Origin of the sequence: Streptococcus sinensis (assembly GCF_000767835.1) — a bacterium.
Classification (GTDB): domain Bacteria; phylum Bacillota; class Bacilli; order Lactobacillales; family Streptococcaceae; genus Streptococcus; species Streptococcus sinensis.
Genome location: NZ_JPEN01000110.1, coordinates 1 through 20,798, shown reverse-complemented (window position 1 = coordinate 20,798; position 20,798 = coordinate 1). Strand labels below are relative to the sequence as shown.

Below are 20,798 nucleotides of genomic sequence, written 5' to 3'. Positions count from 1 at the left end.
ACTAGATTCTGCCTATTTTTTAGAAAACAAACTGTTTTTCAGTTTCATTTTCATTGTGTTACAACAGATAGAGTTCAAAACATTGTCAAATCGCGCTTACTCGCTCCCTTGTTCACTTCAAAAAAGCCGCCTTATAGGCGACTCTTTCGGAGATTATTATGAAAAAGAAAGGTATGGGACTGTAGCTATTGACATTTGCCAGTAGCTACACTAGAGAATCCCTTTTATCAAATAAATTTAGAGGTCTTTATTTGATGCTTCTAGTATAGTCTATCATACTTAAAAGAGTCTTAAGTAGATTTTGAGCAAACTATTTTACCAGAATAGCCAAAGTTTCATAAGCTTGTAAAGTCATGGTTGTTGCTACCGTTGGCTCCTCATAATTCGAAATCAATACCTGACCATTTTGATAATCCGGCAAGATATCCACGGTAATCGGATCAGCATAGAAGTTGTTAAGGACTAAAAGTTTTTGTCCTTGCCACTCCCGCTCAAAGGCATAGACCTGAGGACTGTCCTCATAGGCTGGCTGATAGCTGCCCTCTGCGATGATAGGTAGTTCCTTACGCAAGCCAATCAATTTCTGATAAAAGGTAAAAATTGGGCCCTTGATTTCATTTTCCACATTGATGAGCGGATAGGATTTGCCCGCCTTCAGCCATGGACTTCCTGTTGTAAAACCTGCATTGACTGAATCATCCCACTGCATAGGCGTCCGAGAATTATCACGAGATTTGGCCTTGATAATCTTGAAGGCTGCCTCTGGCGATTTGCCTTCAGCAAGCAGACTCTGGTAAGCATTGAGAGACTCGACATCCTTATAATCTTCCATGGAATCATAGTCAGGGTCCACCATCCCGATTTCCTCACCCATGTAGATATAAGGCGTTCCGCGCGACAGGTGAATACTAGCTGCCAGCATGGTCGCCCCTTCATTGCGGAAATTTTCTACATCGACAAAGCGGTTGAGAGCTCGCGGCTGGTCGTGATTGTTCCAGAAGAGGGCTGACCAGCCATCCTGATCGCTCATTTCCTTGCCCCAAGTATAGAAGAGGCGTTTTAATTCTTCAAAGCCAAAAGCCTTCAGGGTCCATTTCTGCCCAGCTTCATAGTCCACCTTGAGATGATGGAAATTAAAAGCCATAGACAGCTCCTGCCGATCCGGTGCGGTATAAAGGATGCAATTTTCAATAGTCGTGGCACTCATTTCACCAACAGTCATGACAGAATCGTCCTGACCAAAGGTCGCTTCGTTCATCATGCGCAGATAGTCATGCACGATTGGCTTATCAGTATAGGCTGGCTTGCCATCCTGCTCAGGACAGTCCGTCAGTACCTCATCTTTTCCGATGACATTGATGACATCAAAGCGGAAACCCTTGACTCCCTTGTCCCGCCAAAAATTCACCACCTTGAAGAGTTCTTGACGAACATTGGGATTGCGCCAGTTGAGGTCAGCTTGAGTGACATCATAGAGATGCAGATAGTATTTGCCAGTATCGCCGAATGGCGCCCAGGCACTGCCGCCAAACTTGGACAGCCAGTCCGTTGGCTCATCCCGCAGGATAAAGAAGTCCTGATAGTAGGAATCCCCAGCCAGCGCCTTTTGGAACCACTCATGCTCAATCGAGCAGTGGTTGAGCACCATGTCCAGCATAAAGTCAATACCATGCTGCTGACCAACCTTGACCATCTCTTCAAAATCTGCCATATCCCCAAAGATAGGGTCTACCGCAGTATAGTTCGAAATATCATAGCCATTGTCCCGCTGCGGACTAGGATAGAAAGGATTGAGCCAGACCATGTCCACTCCCAGCTCTTTCAGATAAGGGATTTTTTCGATGATACCGCGGAAGTCTCCCACACCATTTCCTGTTGTATCCTTATAGGATTTGGGGTAAATCTGATAGACCACTTTTGTTTTATCAAGTGTCATATTTTCTCCTTTTTTGATAAAAGGGAGGGGCTAAGAGCCGCCATCCCACGAGTTAACTATTCTTAGATGCGTTTTGCTGTCATCAATTTATCGCCGCATTTGATATGACTAGGATATTCTCCACTCATATCTGCTACGAAAGCATCCTGATTGGTGATAATGACAGGTGTTTCTATCACGAGTCCTGCAGCCTTGATGACATCCATGTCGAAGCTAATCAGTTTTTGTCCAATAGTCACATGATCACCTTGCGCAATATGGGCTTCAAAGCCCTTGCCATCTAGACCGACTGTATCCATACCGATATGCATAAGCATTTCCACACCTTCGTCCGATACAATACCGACTGCATGTTTGGTTGGGAAGAGAACAGTCACCGTACCGTTCACAGGTGACACTAACTCACCTTCACTTGGATCAATCACTAAGCCCTGTCCCATCACACCTGATGAAAATACTGGATCGGTTGCCTGACTGAGTTCTTTTACTTGACCAGCAAGAGGGCTGACAATTTCTACTGATGCTACAAGCTTTGTTTCCTGATGAGCGAATTCTGCTTCTTCTTGAGCTGCAAATTCGGCTTGCAGTTCTGGATCTTCTTCTGTCTTGGTCAAGAATCCTGTCTTGTGGAAGAAGAAAGTCAAGACCATTGGTACAGCGATTGCAACAAGCATAACCCCTGCAAATGGAATCATATATTTTGCTTGGATAGAAAGGATTCCTGGCAAACCACCAATACCGATAGCATTGGCCGTGATATTAAAGGTTACAGAGAGCAAACCTGCAATAGATGAACCAATCATTCCCGCAACAAATGGATAGATGTACTTGACATTTACCCCGAAAAGGGCTGGCTCAGTAATACCGAGATAAGCTGAAATGGTAGCTGGCAAGGAAATTTGCGCTTCCCGCTCATCATGGCGATTCATAAGGTAATAAGCAAATACAGCTGAACCTTGAGCAATATTGGATAGAGCAATCATTGGCCAAAGACCAGTACCACCGGCATCAGCTACCAACTGAGTATCAATGGCATTGGTCATATGATGAAGACCAGTGATAACAAATGGAGCGTAAAGGGCACCAAAAATTGCACCAAAGAGCCATTTAACCGGACCGGTTAAACCTGCAAGAACGACTGTTGAAAGTCCCTGACCGATTGTCCACCCGATAGGACCCAAAACTGTATGAGCCAGAATCAGAGCTGGAATCAATGATAAGAAGGGCACAAAAATCATAGACACTACTTCTGGAATATGTTTGCGCCAGAAAATTTCTAGATAAGATAGGGAAAGTCCTGCCAGCAAAGCTGGAATAACCTGCGCTTGGTAGCCAATACGGTTAACAGTGAAGAAACCGAAATCCCAAACCCAGTCCTTAGCGATTTCAGCTGCTGGTGTCGATGCCACTGCGTAAGCATTGAGCAACTGCGGTGACACCAAACAGATCCCCAAGACAATACCCAGAATCTGGCTAGTTCCCATCTTACGAGAAACAGACCAAGTGATTCCTACTGGTAAGAATTGGAAAATCGCTTCACCTGGAAGCCACAAGAAATGGTTGATCCCAGCCCAGAATTGAGATACTTCTGTGATGGTTTTCCCATCCAACATAGACCAATGCACGCCTTCAAGGACATTTCGGAAGCCGAGGATTAACCCTCCGACAATCAAGGCTGGAATGATTGGAGTGAATATTTCAGCCAGAGTCGTCATGACCCGCTGAACTGGGTTTTGATTAGTCTTAGCTGCTGATTTAGCTGCCTCTTTGGAAACACCCTCGATACCAGATACAGCTGTGAAGTCGTTGTAGAAAATCGGTACATCGTTTCCAATGATGACTTGGAACTGTCCAGCATTGGTAAAGGTTCCTTTTACGACTGGAATGGCTTCAATGGCTTTAACATTGGCTTTCTTTTCGTCACCAAGAACGAAACGCATCCGGGTAGCACAGTGAGTGACCGCTGTGACATTCTCTTTGCCGCCAATTGCCTTCAGCAAATCTTTGACTTCCTTTTCAAATTTTCCCATTTGACCTATGGCTGGAAATCATCCAGCACTCTCCTTATATTTTGATACACTAGTTTTTTAACTAGCTTACAAACTTAATTGTAATCGATAACAATCTTGTATGCAAGTTGTTTGTTGAAAAATAGCGATATTTTTGCTAAAATTTTAACAGTTGTATGATAAAAAGAATACAAGCGAGGGATTTATGAAGAAATACAAACAATTATTCAAACAGCTTGAACGGGATATTTTAGGCGAAAAATACCAGCTCAATGACTTCCTCCCCAGTGAACATCAACTGATGGAAATCTACCAAGTCAGTCGGGATACTGTTCGCAAGGCTTTAGCGCTCCTGCAAAAAGAGGGACTGATTGAAAAAGTGCGGGGGCAGGGCTCCAAAGTCGTCAAACAGGAGCAACTAGACTTCCCTGTTTCCAACTTAACCAGTTATCAAGAATTAGTAGCACAGCATAAACTGCAGTCCAAGACCAATGTCATCAGTCTTGATAAAATCACTGTAGATAAAAAACTAGCAAAAACAACTGGCTTTCCAGAATACCGTTTGGTTTGGCGCATTGTCCGGCAGCGAGTAGTCGACAATATCGCTTCTGTCTTGGATATTGACTATTTGGATAAAAGCTTGGTGCCAGATATGAACAGAGAAATTGGTGAGCATTCTATCTATGCCTACTTGGAAGAAACATTAAAGCTCAACATTGCCTATGCCAAAAAAGAAATTACGATAGATCATGTCAACGACCAAGACCAAATTCTCATGGATATCGGTCGAGATCAGTATGTCGTTTCTATCAAATCTCAGGTCTATCTAGCTGACGGCCGCCAGTTTCAATACACGGAAAGCCGACACAAATTAGATAAATTCCGCTTCGTGGACTTTGCCACACGGCAGAAAGAATGATTTTGCTACTCAGCGAATATAAAAAAATCTCCTCTGTTAGCTGGGCTCTTAGCCGACAGAGGAGTTTTCCTGTTCTTTGGATAATTTGGTTTTTAAAAGGTTTTTATATTTAGGAGATGATATGAAAAATTAGTGAGATTTTTATACGGGGATCTATTTCTTGCCTCTTTTACGAATACTGGTTAGACTGCCTATTTTAGCTTGGAGCGGATGAATGATTTCTTATAATTTACTTTAACTTTATATGTCATTGGACTGCCCTCGTTTCTTATTTGTTGACACTAGTATAAGCCATTCAGCTTAACCATTTCTTATAGAAACCTTTAGAAAAACTTAAAGTAAATCTTCTCAACACATTCAAGCCCTACTGCTTACTTACCGATGAACATCGAACCAATTTATTCTTTGGCAAATCCCAGCAAACTCTGATTCACCTCACTAAAGCATATTTTCTTCTATTTTTGCTCTTCTATGTATGTTAACAAAACCTGAGCAAAGTCACCCGTTGATAGGGCAACTACTCCCTCTAGCTGGCTGGCAAAATCTCCGGTTACTTTTTGCTCAAAGAGAGCCCTCTCAATAGCCTGAGTAAGGAGATGAGCCGCTTCCGACCAGCCAATATAGTCAAAAAGCAGGGCACCCGACAAAAGGAGAGAACATGGATTAGCCTTGTTTTGGCCCGCTATATCTGGCGCTGTCCCATGAGTAGCTTCAAAAATGGCATGGCCGGTCTCGTAGTTGATATTGGCTCCTGGCGCAATACCAATGCCGCCAACTTGGGCAGCCAAGGCATCGCTAGCATAATCACCGTTTAGATTGGTCAAGGCGACAACATCAAATTTCTCTGGGTAGAGCAGAATCTGCTGCAAAAAATTATCCGCAATAACGTCCTGAATGACCAATTTCCCAGCAGCAAGCTCATTCGCATACTCTCTTTGAGCTAGTTCATAGCCCCATTTTCGAAAGCCGCCCTCTGTAAATTTCTGGATATTTCCCTTGTGGACCAGTGTTACTCGCGTCAGGCCTTTTGCTAACACATAGTCAATGGCCGCCCGTGTCAGCCGCTCACTTCCCTGTCTAGAAATAGGCTTAATCCCAATAGCAGAGCTTTCTGGGAAGCGAATCTTGTCAACCTGCATGTCCTTCTGCAAGAAATCTATAACTTTTTTAACAGCAACCGATCCGCTCTCCCACTCGATCCCAGCATAGATGTCCTCGGTATTTTCCCGAAAAATCGTGATATCTGTTTTCTCTGGGTGCTTGAGCGGACTGGGAACACCTTTGAAATAACGAACTGGCCGCAGGCAGGCATAGAGATCCAATTCCTGCCTTAGGGTGACATTCAGCGAACGGATACCTTCTCCGACAGGTGTTTCTAGCGGCCCCTTGATAGCTACTAGATGGCTCTTAATCGTTGCCAGCGTGTCATCTGGCAGCCATTCTCCCTTCAGGTCTGCTGCTTTTTTCCCAGCCAAAACTTCCTTCCAGACAACCCGTCTCTGTCCACCATAGGCCTTTTCTACGGCCTTGTCAAAGACCAGCTGGGCATTCTCCCAGATATCTACCCCAACTCCATCACCTTCAATGTAGGGAATAAGGGGCGTATCTGGTACTAACAGCTTCCCCTTCTCAAACGAAATCTTATCTGCCATCTTATCTCCTTCCAATTGGGAGGTACTCCAAATCCTGAGCACCAATATAGTTGGAACGCGGACGAATCAGTTTATTATTCTTGCGTTGTTCCTGAACATGAGCAATCCAGCCAGACACCCGACTCATGGCAAAAATAAGAGTGTAGATGCTGCTATCAATGCCCAACACATGATAAACCGTAGCCGAATAAAAATCGACGTTGGGAATCAGATGTTTGGTATGTTTCATGTAATCTTCGATTTCTTCTGAAAGCTGGTACCAGACCTCATTTTCTGTTCCCTTGGTCAACTTCTCTGCCATTTCTCTCAGATACTTCTCCCGAGGATCCTGAGTTTTATAAACTCGATGACCAAAGCCCATGATTTTCTCATGGGAAGCCAGTTTTCGCTCTAGATAAGCCTGTGTATCTCCCTCTTCTCTGATTTCCTTTAACATATCAAAAACACATTCATTGGCACCGCCATGAAGCGAGCCCTTGAGCGCTCCGACCGCCGCCGTCACGCAGGAATAAATATCAGTCAGAGTAGAAGCACAGACCCGTGCTGCAAAAGTGGAAGCATTGAGTTCGTGATCAGCATGAAGCACCAGCGCACGGTTAAAGGCCTCAACTTCAAGTTCACTCGCTTCCTCTCCTTTGAGCATATAGAGGAAATTAGCCGCAAAACCTAGATCCTCTCGTGGCTCAATCGGAGTATGACCCGTCCTCAATCTAGCAAAGGCCGCGATTATAGTCGGCATCTTGGCCATAAGCTGAATGCTTTGTTCATAGGTTGCTTCAAGGGACGTTTCCTCCGCATGGACATTGTAAACCCCCAGAAGACTAACCGTTGAACGTAAAACACTCATCGGATGCAAATGCTTTCGTGACTGGATGAGAAGGCATTGTTCCACTGCGTCGCTAATGGCGTAATTTGCTCGCAAATCATCCACAAAACGCTTGAGTTCAATCTGAGTTGGCAAATGCAAATTCCACAGCAGATAAATCACCTCTTCAAAGCTTGCATTATGCTCCATCAATTCTGAAATATTATAACCTGCATAGGACAGGGAGTCATCCACAATCTGGCTGATTCTCGTATCACAGGCGATTGTATCTTTTAAACCATCTGTCTGACTCATATTCACACCCCTTGTAACTTCTTTCTAACGACCATCGGCAAAATGCCGCCATTTCTGTAGTAACGAATATCCGCATCAGCATCAAAACGTAAGCGTACCTTAAATGAGAGCTCTTTTTCAGCATTTCTAGCCACAACCTTAACTATTTGACCTACTTGAGGATCCTGAGGCAGTTCAATATTGAATGTCTCTTTCCCAGTCAAACCAAGGCTTTCAGCGTTCTCACCCTCCAGATACTGAAGCGGGAGAATCCCCATCATAACTAAATTAGACCGGTGGATTCTTTCAAAACTTTCTGCCAGAACCACCTTGACACCTAAAAGATTAGCTCCCTTAGCTGCCCAGTCACGACTAGAGCCCATGCCATAGTCTTTACCTGCTAGGACAATAGTATCAGTTTTATCGTCCTTATAGCGCATGGCTGCCTCATAAATTGACATCAATTCACCCTTATAATTTGTATAGCCGCCAATTTTTCCGTCTGCCAACTCGTTTTTAATCCGAATATTCGCAAAAGTCCCCCGCATCATGACCTCGTGATTGCCTCGGCGGCTGCCATAGGAATTAAACTCTTGATAGTCCACTCCGTGTTCAACCAAATATGAAGCCGCCGGACTATTTCTTGCGATATTTCCTGCTGGGGAGATATGGTCTGTCGTCACCGTATCCCCAAATTTCGCCAGAACAGCCAGATTTTCCAAAGGCTGAATAGCTAAATCATCACCTAAGCCATCAAAATAAGGTGGGTTTTGGATATAGGTAGAAGCCTGATTCCAATTATAAATTTTGGATTTAGTCGTCGGAATCTGATTCCATTTTTCGTTGTCATCGAACACATGAGCGTATTCTTTTTCAAAAAGCTGGCGCGTCACATATTTTTGTACATAGTCTGCAACTAAGTCGTGATCTGGCATAATATCCGCCAAGTAAACAGGCTGACCTTTTTGATCATAGCCCAATGGCTCACTGGTCAGATCAATATTGGTATTTCCAGCTATGGCATAGGCAACCACCAGAGGCGGGCTGGCTAGGAAATTCGCCTTGACCAGAGGATTGATCCGCCCTTCAAAATTCCGATTTCCTGAAAGAACAGCACTAGCTAACAAGTCGCTATCCGTAATCACTTGAGCTACTTCGGGTAGAAGATTTCCTGAATTTCCAATACAAGTAGTACAGCCATAGCCGACTACGTTAAATCCAAGCTGGTCTAAATAAGCTTGCAAGCCACTCTTCCTGAGATAGCCTGTAACTACCTTGCTGCCGGGAGCCAAGGAAGTCTTGACCGCCTTTGAAACGCGCAGGCCTTTTTCCACCGCATTTTTAGCCAAAAGTCCCGCCGCCATGAGTACATAAGGATTGGATGTGTTGGTACAGCTAGTAATGGCTGCGATGGCCACATGACCCGTCTTAATCGTCTCCTCATGGTCAGAAAACTGGACTACTGCAGACTTTTCTAGCTCACTCTCATCTAAGCCAAAGCCTCGAACACCAGCTTCTCTGACCAGACTAGCTTGAAACTCCTTTTTAGCAGCCGTCAACTCAATCAAATCTTGGGGCCGCTTAGGTCCTGAGATACTCGGCACAATGCTGGACAAATCAATCTCAACTACCTTCGTATACATCGGCTCCACCATCTCATTATAGAAGAGATGGTTTTTTTGAGCGTAGAGACGAGTCAGCTCAATGTGATCTTCTGATCGATTGGTCAGGCGCATGTAATTGAGGGTTTCCTCATCTATCGGAAAATAGCCACAGGTAGCTCCGTATTCTGGTGCCATATTGGCCACCGTTGCACGGTCAGCCAGACTCAGATTGGCCAAACCAGACCCAAAGAACTCGACAAATTTACCAACAACATTTTCCTGCCGCAAGATTTGCGTGACCTTTAAAGCCAAATCCGTCGCTGTCGCAATCTTCGGTAATTTACCCAGCAAGCGAACACCGATGACTTCAGGCACTGGGAAATAGGAAGCCTCACCCAGCATGGCTGCCTCGGCCTCAATTCCGCCGACACCCCAGCCCAGAACGCCGATACCATTGATCATGGTCGTATGGCTGTCAGTCCCAAACATGCTGTCTGGATAGAGCTGACCATCCTTTTCGATGATGACATCACTGAGGAATTCAATATTGACCTGATGGATAATGCCTGTGGCAGGAGGAACCGCCCGATAATTATCAAAAGAGTTTTCTGCCCATTTAAGAAATTCATAGCGTTCATTATTGCGAATAAATTCTTTGTTGATATTTTCTTCTAGGGCCGTTTCACAACCATAAAAGTCAACCTGAACACTGTGGTCAATAACCAAATCCACAGGAATCTCCGGATTGATCAAATCAGCGCTTCCACCCTGACCCACGATAGCGTCCCGCATACTAGCCAGATCGACTACAACTGGAACACCCGTAAAATCCTGTAAAATCACACGACTAGGCTTAAAAGGAACTTCTCCTTTAGGGGATGCTGCACAATAGTTCGCCAAAGAAGATATGTGATTTTTTGTAACATCCAATCCATCTTCCTTACGAAGAACACTTTCAAGTAATATACGAATCGAGTAAGGAATTTTCTCTAAATCTCCTCCTAATTCTTTACTCGCTTGTTTTAAATCAGTATAGTAATATTCACGGCCCCTATGATGTAATTTTGTCTTGTATTCGGTCATGTCAGCACCTCTTACCTATCTTTAATTGTTTTATATTATACATCTTTTCGTAAGTTTATGCAAGAACTTTTTAATTTTTATGTTATAAGACATAACATGAAAATTAAAGATAGTTTTGTTTTTAAAATAGTTTAACCAACTAATCTAAATTAAAACTTATGCCTATTCTCGTTTTTTCTTTTACTTTTAGTAACAGACAGCGACCTGAAGGCCGTTCAAAATATTGCTTTGATACCCCTTGTAAGCAAGACCAATAAATCCTACAGTACCTTTTGCAAGCTTGATTTAGCTAGTCGCTAGTTTACTGAAAAGAAAAAGCCGATAGTTTAAAACTATCAGCTTATAGAATGATTCAGATTAACGAACTGTACGGATACGCATTGTATTGGTACGAACAGCCTCACCAAGTGGCACACCAGCAACAATAACGATATCGTCACCAGATTCAACCAAACCTTGTTCCACTGCAATCTTTTCGGCAAGTTCGAACATATCATCAGTGTTTGATGGGCGATCAGTTGTTACTGGAATAACTCCCCAGTTCAGCATCAAACCACGCTGAGTCAATTCATCGAAAGTGATTGCCAAGATATCAGCATCTGGACGGTATTTAGAAATTAAACGAGCAGTGTGACCTGTCTTAGTAAGAGTAACCACCAACTTGATATTCATAGAGTTTGTCGCATCCTTAACAGCTGAAGCCATAACCTCAGTCTTAGAATTACGTGGCAAGTTAACAGATGACAAGCGACCGTATTCTTTTAAAAGAGTTTGAGCATTTTTGTCAATAGTTGCCATCGTAGTAACTGACTCAAGTGGATATTTACCATTTGCAGACTCACCTGAAAGCATTGTAGCATCGGTTCCATCGATAACAGCGTTAAACACGTCTGATACTTCTGAACGCGTTGCACGTGGTTTTTCAGTCATGGTTTCAAGCATGTTTGTTGCTGTGATAGAGACTTTACCAGCTGCATTTACTTTTGTGATGATCATTTTTTGGTAAACTGGAACCATTTCGAATGGTACTTCGATACCCATGTCACCACGAGCAATCATGATACCGTCAGCAGCTTCAATGATTTCATCCAAGTTGTCGATACCTTGTTGGTTTTCGATTTTAGCGAACAATTGAACGTGACCATTACCAGTTTCTTCACAGATTGCACGAACTTCGTTTACGTCTTTTGCAGTACGGACGAATGAAATCGCGATGAAGTTAATACCTTGTTCAAGACCAAAGCGGATGTCAGCGTTGTCACGCTCAGCAAGTGCTGGGAAAGGAATCTTAGTATTCGGGATGTTTACACCTTTTTGCTTAGCAATGATGCCGTCATTTTCAACTTCTACTTCAAATTCACGAGTTAAGTCATCCTTACCAATTACGCGAAGACCAAGTTTTCCGTCATCAACAAGCACTTGTTTTCCAATCTCAACGTCATCATAGATGTCAAGCGCACCAGCAACGTTTAAAGCAATCACATCGCGAGTTGATTTGATTCCTTGTTTAGTTGCAACACGGATTTTTTCACCAGTTTTGTACGAGTACTCTTTTGCGTCACCTTCAAACAATTCTGTACGGATTTCAGGTCCTTTAGTATCAAGAAGGAAACCAACTTTTTTACCTGCAATTTTTTCAGCAAGTTTAACAGTTGCCATACGCTCACCTTGTTCTTGGTGGTCACCGTGTGAGAAGTTGAAACGGAAAGTATTTGCACCAGCTTCAATCAATTTTGCAATATTTTGAGCTGAAGCTTCAACATCAAGTTTTTCTCCCCAGTATCCGTCATCACCGAATTTTTTACCACCACGGATTTCTACCGCAGGACCCAAAGTTGCAACGATTTTTACACGTTTATTCATGATTTTTGTGACTCCTTTATATAATTCGACCTTTTATAGTCATGTTACCAAATTAATGAAAGTTGATTAGGACAAGCTCTTGTTCAAAGCAGAAAGTTCAAGATCAGCTTTATGAGGGTTGTTAACAACAATCTTACCATCAGCTGTTAGGCTAAACAAAGCTCCTTCTTCTGCTGTACCAAGAATTGGATTCTCAACCATTTTTTCGTTTCGGATACCAACAGCGACACCACCGATTCCTTCTTTAAGAAGTTTAACAGCGTGTGCACCCATGCGTGATGCCAATACACGGTCACGAGCGGTTGGTGATCCTCCACGTTGGATGTGACCAAGTTCTGTTACACGAAGGTCGCTTGTATCTCCAGCTTCTTTTAGTTTTTGACCAAATTCAACTGCTGACATAACACCTTCTGCCAAAACGATAATGTTGTGTTTTTTACCGTGCTCATAACCAGCTTTGATGCTTGCTACGATTTCTTCCATCTTGAAGTCTTCTTCAGGGATGATGATTTCGTCAGCACCAGTTGCGATACCTGCCCAAAGAGCGATATCACCAGCATTACGTCCCATTACTTCAACAACGAAAGTACGACGGTGACTTGATGATGTATCACGAATCTTATCGATCGCATCCATTGCAGTAGTAACTGCAGTATCAAATCCGATTGTGAAGTCTGTTCCGACGATGTCATTGTCAATGGTCCCCGGCACACCAACAGCTGGGAATCCATGCTCAGTTAAGCGCATCGCACCATGATATGAACCGTCACCACCGATAACGACAACACCTTCGATACCATGTTTTTTAAGTTGCTCAATTCCTTTTAATTGTCCTTCGAGTTGGGCAAATTCTGGGTAACGAGCTGAGTGAAGGAAGGTACCACCACGAGAAATAATGTCTCCAACTGAAGTGGCATCAAGCGGGTAGATTTCTCCTGCAACCATTCCCGCGTATCCATCATAAATTCCGTAAACTTCCATCCCTTCGGCAATTGCCTTACGAACAACTGCACGGATGGCAGCATTCATACCAGGGGCATCACCACCACTAGTTAAAACAGCAATACGTTTCATTTCGTTTTTTGCTCCTTATCTTTTTAACATTCTAATTGATTATACCATAATTAGGCTAAAAATTCTCTGATTTTCCATATTTTTTAACGAAAAACCGTTTTCATACTAAAATTTTCTAGTTCCTCTTGAAGCTGGTCTGATTTTTGAACATGAAATCCTGATGCAGGGACGGTTTTCTTTTCATGCTCATAACGCAACACCACTGGGATATTTCCTGGATAGCGCTGCAAGATTTCTGCAATTTGTCGGTCTTGACTGCGATCAGTCAGTTGAATCCAAAAACGTTCCGCGCTAGCTTCTGCCGCCTCTGCTAAAATCATCTGCAGGCGCCCATCTCTTTCCTGAATTTTACCGGTTAGATAGTAATACCCCTTTTCCTTGAGCAGCTTAGAAAAATGACGGTAAGTTTCTGGGAAGAGGGTCACATCCAACTTCTTCTTGGTATCCGTCACTTGGATAAAGGCCATATTTTCACCATTTTTGGTGCGAATGACCTTGATGGACTGAACCTCCACCAGAATAGTCGCACGGCTATTCTCAGTCAATTCTTCAATCCAAACAAAGGGCTGGCTAGCTTTCTTGGCTAGGCTAATGAGCGGATGATCACTAAGACCAATCCCAATCAGAGCCTGTTCCTGCTCAAACTTCTCCGCAGCACTGAAATCCTGAACTTCTGTCCATGAATAGCTAGTATCCGCAAAAAGACTGCCCAGCTCATCTGCAAAGACAAAAAGATTGGGCAGATTAGCCAGAACTTTCTGCCGATTAGGTTCAAAAGAATCAAAGAGGCCTAGTTGAACCAAGGGGGTTAAAAGCGACAGCTTGTGATAATTCTGCGGAAGACGCAGAATAAAATCTTCCACACTGCTGAACGGCTTTGTCTGGCGTTCTTCTAAAATCCAGTAGGCAAAATCCCGTGGCAAGCCCTTGATATTTTTCAGTCCTAGATAAATGTTTCGCTCCTGAAACTTATCCCTGTAGGGAATATTGTTAATGGTCAGCGGAGCCAGCTCAAAGCCAAAGCCCAAGGCATCCGAGATATAATCTGAGCTGGAGTAATTGAGCATGACATCAAAGAAAATGTCTGGATAATGAGCCTTGAAATAAGCTAATTGAAAGGCCAGGGCTGAATAGGCATAGGCATGGCTGCGGTTGAAGCCATAGCCGGCAAATTTTTCCATGATCGCAAAAACTTCCTTGGCCTTGGCCTCCGAATGTCCCAATTCTACAGCTCCAATCACAAATTCTTTTTCCATTTTGTGCATTTCAGCTGCATTCTTCTTACCCATAGCTCGTCGTAAAATATCGGCCTTGCCCAGACTAAAGCCACCAAAACGCTGGGCCACTTGCATGACCTGCTCCTGATAGAGCATGATGCCGTAGGTTGGCGCCAAGATATCCTCTAGACTAGGATCAATCAGCTCCACCTGCTCCCGACCATGCTTGCGCTTGACGAAGTTATCAATATAGTCACTGGCACCAGGACGGTTGAGGGATGTAGTGGCTACCACTTCTTCAAAGCGAACGGGCTGGACTCGCTTGAGCAGGCTGATAGCGCCCGGCTGCTCAAACTGGAAAATCCCCTTAGTATCACCTGCCGCAAAAAGTCGCAGAGTTTTTTCATCTTCTAAGTCAATCTCTGCAATCTCGATGTCTACTTCATATTTTTTCAGGGTTGCTTCCTTCATTCGCTGGACAAAGGTCAAATTACGCAAGCCCAGAAAGTCCATCTTGAGCAAGCCGTTGCTCTCCACGCCATGGGCGTCATACTGGGTGATATACATATCCTCCCCGTATTTTAGAGGGATTTGGTTGGTCAAATCATCGTCACTCATGACGACCCCAGCTGCATGAACAGAGGTCTGACGGGGATTTCCTTCGATTTTCTTCGCAATTTCAAAAGCCTTCTGATACTCCAGTTTACTGTTGATAATCTGGCGAAAGGCTATGTTCTTCTCATAAGCCGAGGTCAGATTATCCTGAAAGCGGATCTTCCTAGTAATATTCGTCAGCTCATACTCAGGCAGGCCATAGCGCTTAAAAACATCCCGAATCGCCTGTTTGGCACCAAAAGTGGAATAAGTCACAATCTGGGCAGCATGCATGCTGCCATAGCGATCTCGGACATAGCGGATAAACTCCGGTCGGTAAACGTCGGGAATATCGATATCAATATCAGGCATAGTGTAACGCTCTAGATTTAGGAAGCGTTCAAAGAGCAGGTTCTTTTCTACTGGGTCAATACCCGTAATATCTAAAGCATAGGCTACCAAACTACCGACTGCCGACCCCCGACCCATGCCCATATAATAACCTTGACTCCGACCAAAGCGCAGCAGATCCCAGACAATAAGAAAATAATCGTCAAAACCCATCTGGTGGATAACCGCCAACTCCTGAGCCAGCCTTTCTTGGTAGGCTGCTCCTGTCCGTCCTCGCTTACGCAGTCCTTCCTTGGCCAATTCCTGAAGTTCCTCTACTGCAGGTCGCTCAGGATTAAAGCGCGGAAGTTTCAGCTCAGTATTAATTTCATAGTGAACTGAGGCCGTCAGCTGATCCAGATTGGCCAGACTCTCTGGAAAATTGTCAGCGAAAGCTTCCACCAAAGTATCTGGAGTCAATAAGAATTCATGACTGGGCAAATGCCCAACCTCTCTCAAGCTGATATTATCCCGAATCGCCCGCAGCATCTGCAAAGTTTCCAAATCTCCCTGCTCAAAATATCGGACGGTATGAAGAGGCAAGGTAGACCGACCAAAATCCTGCCGCGGTGTATCTGGAAAAACGCCGACAAAAAAGTCCAAACCAAGATCCAGTCGATCCACGCCTTCAAAAGCTGGCACAATCAGAGCCAACCCCTTAAAGAGATGCTGGAAATCTTCCCAGTTCTTACGCCCCATCATCTTCAGAGTAGAGACTTTCATCAGGTTGCGGTAGCCCTGACTATCCAGAGCTAAGAGCCGCAGATTGAGAAGGTCGCCATCTTTGAAAATTTCCATTTCCAGACCCAGCAGAGGCTGAATACCTGCTGCTTTCGCCTCCTCTAGAAAATGATAAGCGCCGTAAAGATTATCTATATCCATCATGCCCAGACTTTTATAGCCCAACTCCTTGGCACGATTTACATATTTTTTGATAGAAATCAGACTGTCCATAAAAGTGTAAACAGTCTTGGTATCTAGTTGTACGACCACATTTATCTCCTTATGCCCGTGCTATATTTCTAATTCTATTATACAGGAAAATTTCCAAAGAAGGAATTTAAATACAAAGACAGATATCCCTACGACCAAGCCCGTCACTTCCATTATCCTTTGCATATTTAAAAACGAAAAGCTATAATAAATATAAAAACACTGCAAAGGAAATACCTATGAATCCCTATCCACTACTTTATCTTGATCATGTACAGAAAAATTATGGAGAATCTGCAGCTCTAACAAATGTCAATCTAGCTATTCAGCCTGGCAAAATTGTCGGTCTCTTAGGACCAAATGGGAGCGGAAAAACCACCCTCATCAAATTAATCAACGGCTTGCTGCAGCCGACATTTGGGACTATTTATCTAAAAGGAAATACTCCCTCGCCAGAATCTAAAAAATTCGTCTCTTATCTTCCCGATACAAGCTATTTAAACGATAATCTAAAAGTCGAAGAAGCTTTAACATTCTTTCGAGATTTTTATGAAGACTTCAACATTGCGAAAGCTTATCAACTCTTAAATGACCTTAATATCAATGTGAAGGATTCTTTTAAAAATCTTTCCAAAGGAAATAAAGAGAAAGTTCAGCTGATTTTAGTCATGAGCCGTCAGGCTGACCTTTATATTTTGGACGAGCCTATCGGCGGTGTCGATCCTGCCGCACGAGATTACATTTTGAGGACCATTATCCAAAACCGTTCGCCTCACTCATCTGTCATTATCTCCACTCATTTAATTGCTGATATAGAGCCAATCTTGGACGAAGTTATTTTTATCAACCAAGGATCCATTCTAATCCATGAAAATGCTGCAAATCTGCGTCAAAGATACCAGCAATCTATTGATGAAATCTTCCGTTACCAGTTCCGTCTTTATTAGAAAGAGAGAAAGTGATATGTTTGGAAAACTTTTAAAATATGAATTTAAAGCCACCTATAAATGGTATTTGATCTTAATTGCTGTCTTGGCTGCCCTATCGATTCTCATGGGAATTACAGCGGTTAGTACTACAACCTCCAGCCAGCTTCAGTCAAACTATGATTCAAGTACCTCCGTTTACTGGGCTCTCTATGGCTTCTTGATACTCCTTCTTGTCTCTGCCGCTTCTGGTGTTTATTTATCCAATATAATCATCACGATTGTTCGCTTTTATAAAAATATCTTTGGACGCGAAGGATACTTAACCTGGACGCTGCCAGTGACTACCCATCAGGTGCTTTTGGCTAAGCTACTGACTGCTATTACTTGGTCACTTCTTTGTACCATCAGCCTGGGACTTTCTTTCTCCTGCCTCCTGTTCACAGCTTTTACTATCAGCCGTACAAATATTGCTGACCTTTTTGATTTCTTCAAAAATATGGATGTCGCTTATATCCTTCTATACCTCGTTCGCCAATTTCTACAACTCGTATCCGGAATCCTCTTTCTTTACTTGTCAATGGCTATCGGCCATCTGTTTAAGAATAACCGCATTCTGATGTCTATCCTTTTTGCCTTTCTTTTATGGATTGCCTTGGGAAGCATCAGTCTCTTCATTCCAAATGGTGGTTTCTTCAGTTGGTTCAACGAATTATACTACAATTTTTCAGGCAGGTCAGTTTTGAAATCATTTATATTCTCCTTTGCTTATATCTATGAAATCATCAAAATTATCGGTTTCTATTTTGCTGTTTACTTCATTTGCAAATATAAATTAAACCTTCAATAAAGCTATTCAAAAAGACGCAGAAATGATGCGTCTTTTTTATGAAGTGAAAATTCTACAAACTTTCGTACAAATCTGCCATAGCAGTATCGTCTGGAACCAAACTCAGATATTTGCCAGCCTGTATTTTTGCTTCTTCCACACGACCCAACTCGCGTAATAGATAAACAAATTCTTCTAGAAATTCAGGATTTCCCTGCAAGTCAGCTGCCAGTTCCTGATAAAGCTTGCCAGCTTTCTCCACATTTTCCAATGCCTGGTAAGCACGCGCCAGATTCCAGCGGGTCAAGACATTGTCTACATCCTGATTCTCAAAAGCTAAAACTTCTTCGTAACGTTCCTGCTCCAGATAGAGATTGGTCAGGCGCAGAGCAATTTCCTCCAAATCATCCGCATTGTCCTGAGCTGCTAGCAGGTAGTTCTCAGCCTGTTCGACATCATGCAGCTCATAAGATAGCTGCGAAGCAAGGAGCAGAAGGCGAGTCTCGAAAGGATTTTTAGTCAAGCCTTGCTCAGTCATTGCCAAGGCTTCCTCAGTCTTATGCTCTGCATGGAGAGACTGCGCGTAAGCATACTCATAGCCTTCAAAATCTGGTGAAATCGTATCCAGCTGCTTGAAGTAAAGATTGGCTTTTTGGTACTCCTCTTGACCATACAAGATAGCCGCCAACTCATAGACAGTCTCTTCATCATATTCCAGCTCGACAGCTTTTTCCAAAAATTCAATAGCTGCTTCGATTTTCCCCAGACTGGCATAACAAAGTCCGATTCTCTGATAGGTGGATACGCCTGTCTGCTCGTAGATAGAGCGATTATCTAGCAGAGCATATTCCTTGATGGCTTGGGCAAAATTTTCCAATTCAAACTCAATTTCTGCCAAACCAAATGTCACCAAAGGTTCATCCGACAGTTTGGCAGCTTCCAGCAATTTCTCCCGAGCCACATCTGGCAATCCTTCTAACTGATAGAGATCAGCCTTGGCCAAGAGAGCCGCCACATACCATTCACTAGTCGGGTCAATCTCCTCCAAATAGGCAAAAGCCTCCTCCAAATCTCCATCGTCACCAGCAATTGTTGCCAGACTGATATAAGATTCCGAATAAAACGGAGCCAGTTTCTCATAAATTCGCTTTGCCTGAGGGAAGAAGCCGATACTTTCCAAGTAATCGGCTAACTCTAATAGTTCTTGATTGGAATCTTGAACCAGAGCCTCTTCAAAATACTTCTCAACTTGTGCCAAATCTTGATTTTGCAGGGCTGTTAGCATCTGTTCGCTATTACTCACTGTCTTCTCCTAGTTCTTGAACACTTTCTTCATACAAACCGCTAACCTTCTTGTACCACTTAAAGAGCGCTGTAATAGCAACCTTGGCGGAGGCATAGGCAGGAATCCCCAACAAAACACCCCAGATGCCAAACATGGAACCCGATGTCAGCAAAACAAATAAAATAGTAATCGGATGAATACTTAGTTGGCTACCCAAAATCAGTGGGGAAACAAAGCGGCCTTCAAGCGTCTGTTCGACAATAAAGACAACAATCACCTTCAAAAGCATGAGCGGTCCAGCAATCAAACCTAGAACTAAGGCCGGCAACATGGCAAGAAAGCTTCCCAAATAAGGTACTAAGTTCAAAACTCCTGCAACAACAGCCAGAGTCACGCCGTAACGCAGGCCAATGATTTTGAAAAGAATCATAAACATAAAAGACACAATCATGGCTACTGTCACCTGACCACGAACATAATTAGCCAGCTGAGTATTGACATCCGTCATGACCTGACCAAATGATTCGCGGAATTTAGTAGGTAAGAACTGAACCACATAGCCTTTGAGATTTTTCCCATCACGTAGAAGGTAGAAAAGGATAAAAGGCATAATGATAATTGCCACAATGATTTGCGAAGCCGTACTAATCAAATTGCTAGCCCAATTGACTGCTCTAGATGAAAAATTGCTGGCCCACGTAGCTATCTGAGTAGATAGATTATTTGTAAACTCCTCAATCTGTGGCTTCAAATCATCCGAAATATAGTTGGTCAAAACATCATCAATCATTTTATTGGCTTGCTTGAGATAAGTGGGAACATTTTTGGAAAAACTAACCGCTTGATGCTGCAAATTTGGAATAGCAACAGCCAAGCCCCATACAATTAATAAACCAATCAATACAAAGACGATTGTAATGGCCACTAAACGATTGATTTTATACTTTTCCATAAAATCAACGATAGGATTAAGCAGATAATAAAGCAGACCAGCCAAAATTACCGGCAACATAATCACGCCAATAAATTCAATTACTGGGGTAAAAATGAAACTAATTTTACTCAGAACAAAAATGTTCAAACCGATGAGTAAAGTAACCAAAAATACGGTAATAGCCTTATTATCTAAGAACCATCTGAAAAACCAGGATAAGCTAAAATCTTTTTCTTTATGTTCCATATACGACTCCTTTGATTTATCACCTCATTGTAACATTTTTCCCAAAAATATTCTTTTATTAACCCTTTCCCAAATCAATTTTAAAAGAAATCAGTTTCCCTTATCATTAGCAAATGTACTATAGTTGACAAGGAGCCAAAACAAGAGTCTGGGACAATAGTCCCTTTGCTACAAAAAAAGCAACGGATTTGCCGTTGCTTTTTGC

At 43.0% G+C, this 20,798-nt stretch carries 13 protein-coding genes; 3 read left to right on the top strand and 10 right to left on the bottom strand.

The features are described from left to right. Nucleotides 1–310: 310 nt before the first annotated feature. Nucleotides 311–1,936 carry an alpha,alpha-phosphotrehalase gene (gene treC / locus SSIN_RS09450; protein ID WP_037618359.1) on the bottom strand — a complete coding sequence of 542 codons (1,626 nt, stop codon included), beginning with the start codon at nt 1,934–1,936 and terminating at the stop codon, nt 311–313. A 62-nt stretch (nt 1,937–1,998) separates the two neighbouring features. After that, the gene (treP, locus tag SSIN_RS09445; RefSeq protein WP_037618357.1) at nt 1,999–3,966 is read right to left on the bottom strand and encodes a PTS system trehalose-specific EIIBC component; all 1,968 of its coding nucleotides are present in this window, start codon (nt 3,964–3,966) and stop codon (nt 1,999–2,001) included. A 184-nt stretch (nt 3,967–4,150) separates the two neighbouring features. Here treP and treR point away from each other — a divergent pair, with 184 nt between their 5' ends. Continuing rightward, the gene (gene treR / locus SSIN_RS09440; protein ID WP_037618355.1) at nt 4,151–4,864 is read left to right on the top strand and encodes a trehalose operon repressor; all 714 of its coding nucleotides are present in this window, start codon (nt 4,151–4,153) and stop codon (nt 4,862–4,864) included. Nucleotides 4,865–5,319: 455 nt separating this feature from the next. Here treR and icd read toward each other — a convergent pair whose 3' ends face one another. From icd to SSIN_RS09410, 6 genes are all read right to left on the bottom strand, one after another. Further along, complete coding sequence (gene icd / locus SSIN_RS09435) at nt 5,320–6,531, bottom strand: NADP-dependent isocitrate dehydrogenase (protein ID WP_037618353.1); 1,212 nt, start codon at nt 6,529–6,531, stop codon at nt 5,320–5,322. Beyond that, nucleotides 6,518–7,636: a citrate synthase gene (locus tag SSIN_RS09430; protein ID WP_037618351.1), complete on the bottom strand. Its 1,119-nt coding sequence runs from the start codon at nt 7,634–7,636 to the stop codon at nt 6,518–6,520. Before SSIN_RS09430 ends, icd begins: the two co-directional genes overlap by 14 nt. Before the next feature lie 2 nt (nt 7,637–7,638). Then, nucleotides 7,639–10,302 (bottom strand): aconitate hydratase AcnA, encoded by a 2,664-nt coding sequence (gene acnA / locus SSIN_RS09425; RefSeq protein ID WP_037618350.1) that lies wholly within the window; start codon nt 10,300–10,302, stop codon nt 7,639–7,641. Nucleotides 10,303–10,659: 357 nt separating this feature from the next. After that, nucleotides 10,660–12,165, bottom strand: a complete 1,506-nt coding sequence (gene pyk, locus SSIN_RS09420; RefSeq protein WP_037618348.1) for a pyruvate kinase — start codon at nt 12,163–12,165, stop codon at nt 10,660–10,662. 66 nt (nt 12,166–12,231) lie between these two features. After that, nucleotides 12,232–13,239, bottom strand: coding sequence for a 6-phosphofructokinase (pfkA, locus tag SSIN_RS09415; RefSeq protein WP_037618346.1), 1,008 nt, complete (start codon nt 13,237–13,239; stop codon nt 12,232–12,234). A gap of 83 nt (nt 13,240–13,322) precedes the next feature. Next, the gene (locus tag SSIN_RS09410) at nt 13,323–16,433 is read right to left on the bottom strand and encodes a DNA polymerase III subunit alpha (protein WP_037618343.1); all 3,111 of its coding nucleotides are present in this window, start codon (nt 16,431–16,433) and stop codon (nt 13,323–13,325) included. 179 nt (nt 16,434–16,612) lie between these two features. On the opposite strand from SSIN_RS09410, the gene SSIN_RS09405 reads away from it, so the two are divergent. Then, nucleotides 16,613–17,320, top strand: a complete 708-nt coding sequence (locus SSIN_RS09405) for an ABC transporter ATP-binding protein (protein WP_037618341.1) — start codon at nt 16,613–16,615, stop codon at nt 17,318–17,320. Between the two features lie 16 nt (nt 17,321–17,336). Beyond that, the gene (locus tag SSIN_RS09400) at nt 17,337–18,149 is read left to right on the top strand and encodes a hypothetical protein (protein ID WP_037618337.1); all 813 of its coding nucleotides are present in this window, start codon (nt 17,337–17,339) and stop codon (nt 18,147–18,149) included. 52 nt (nt 18,150–18,201) lie between these two features. Here the strand turns inward: SSIN_RS09400 and SSIN_RS09395 are convergent, their stop codons facing one another. Further along, entirely contained in the window at nt 18,202–19,431 is a 1,230-nt protein-coding gene (locus SSIN_RS09395) for a tetratricopeptide repeat protein (RefSeq protein WP_037618334.1), read from the bottom strand. After that, nucleotides 19,424–20,593, bottom strand: a complete 1,170-nt coding sequence (locus SSIN_RS09390; protein WP_037618332.1) for an AI-2E family transporter — start codon at nt 20,591–20,593, stop codon at nt 19,424–19,426. Before SSIN_RS09390 ends, SSIN_RS09395 begins: the two co-directional genes overlap by 8 nt. Nucleotides 20,594–20,798 lie beyond the last annotated feature (205 nt).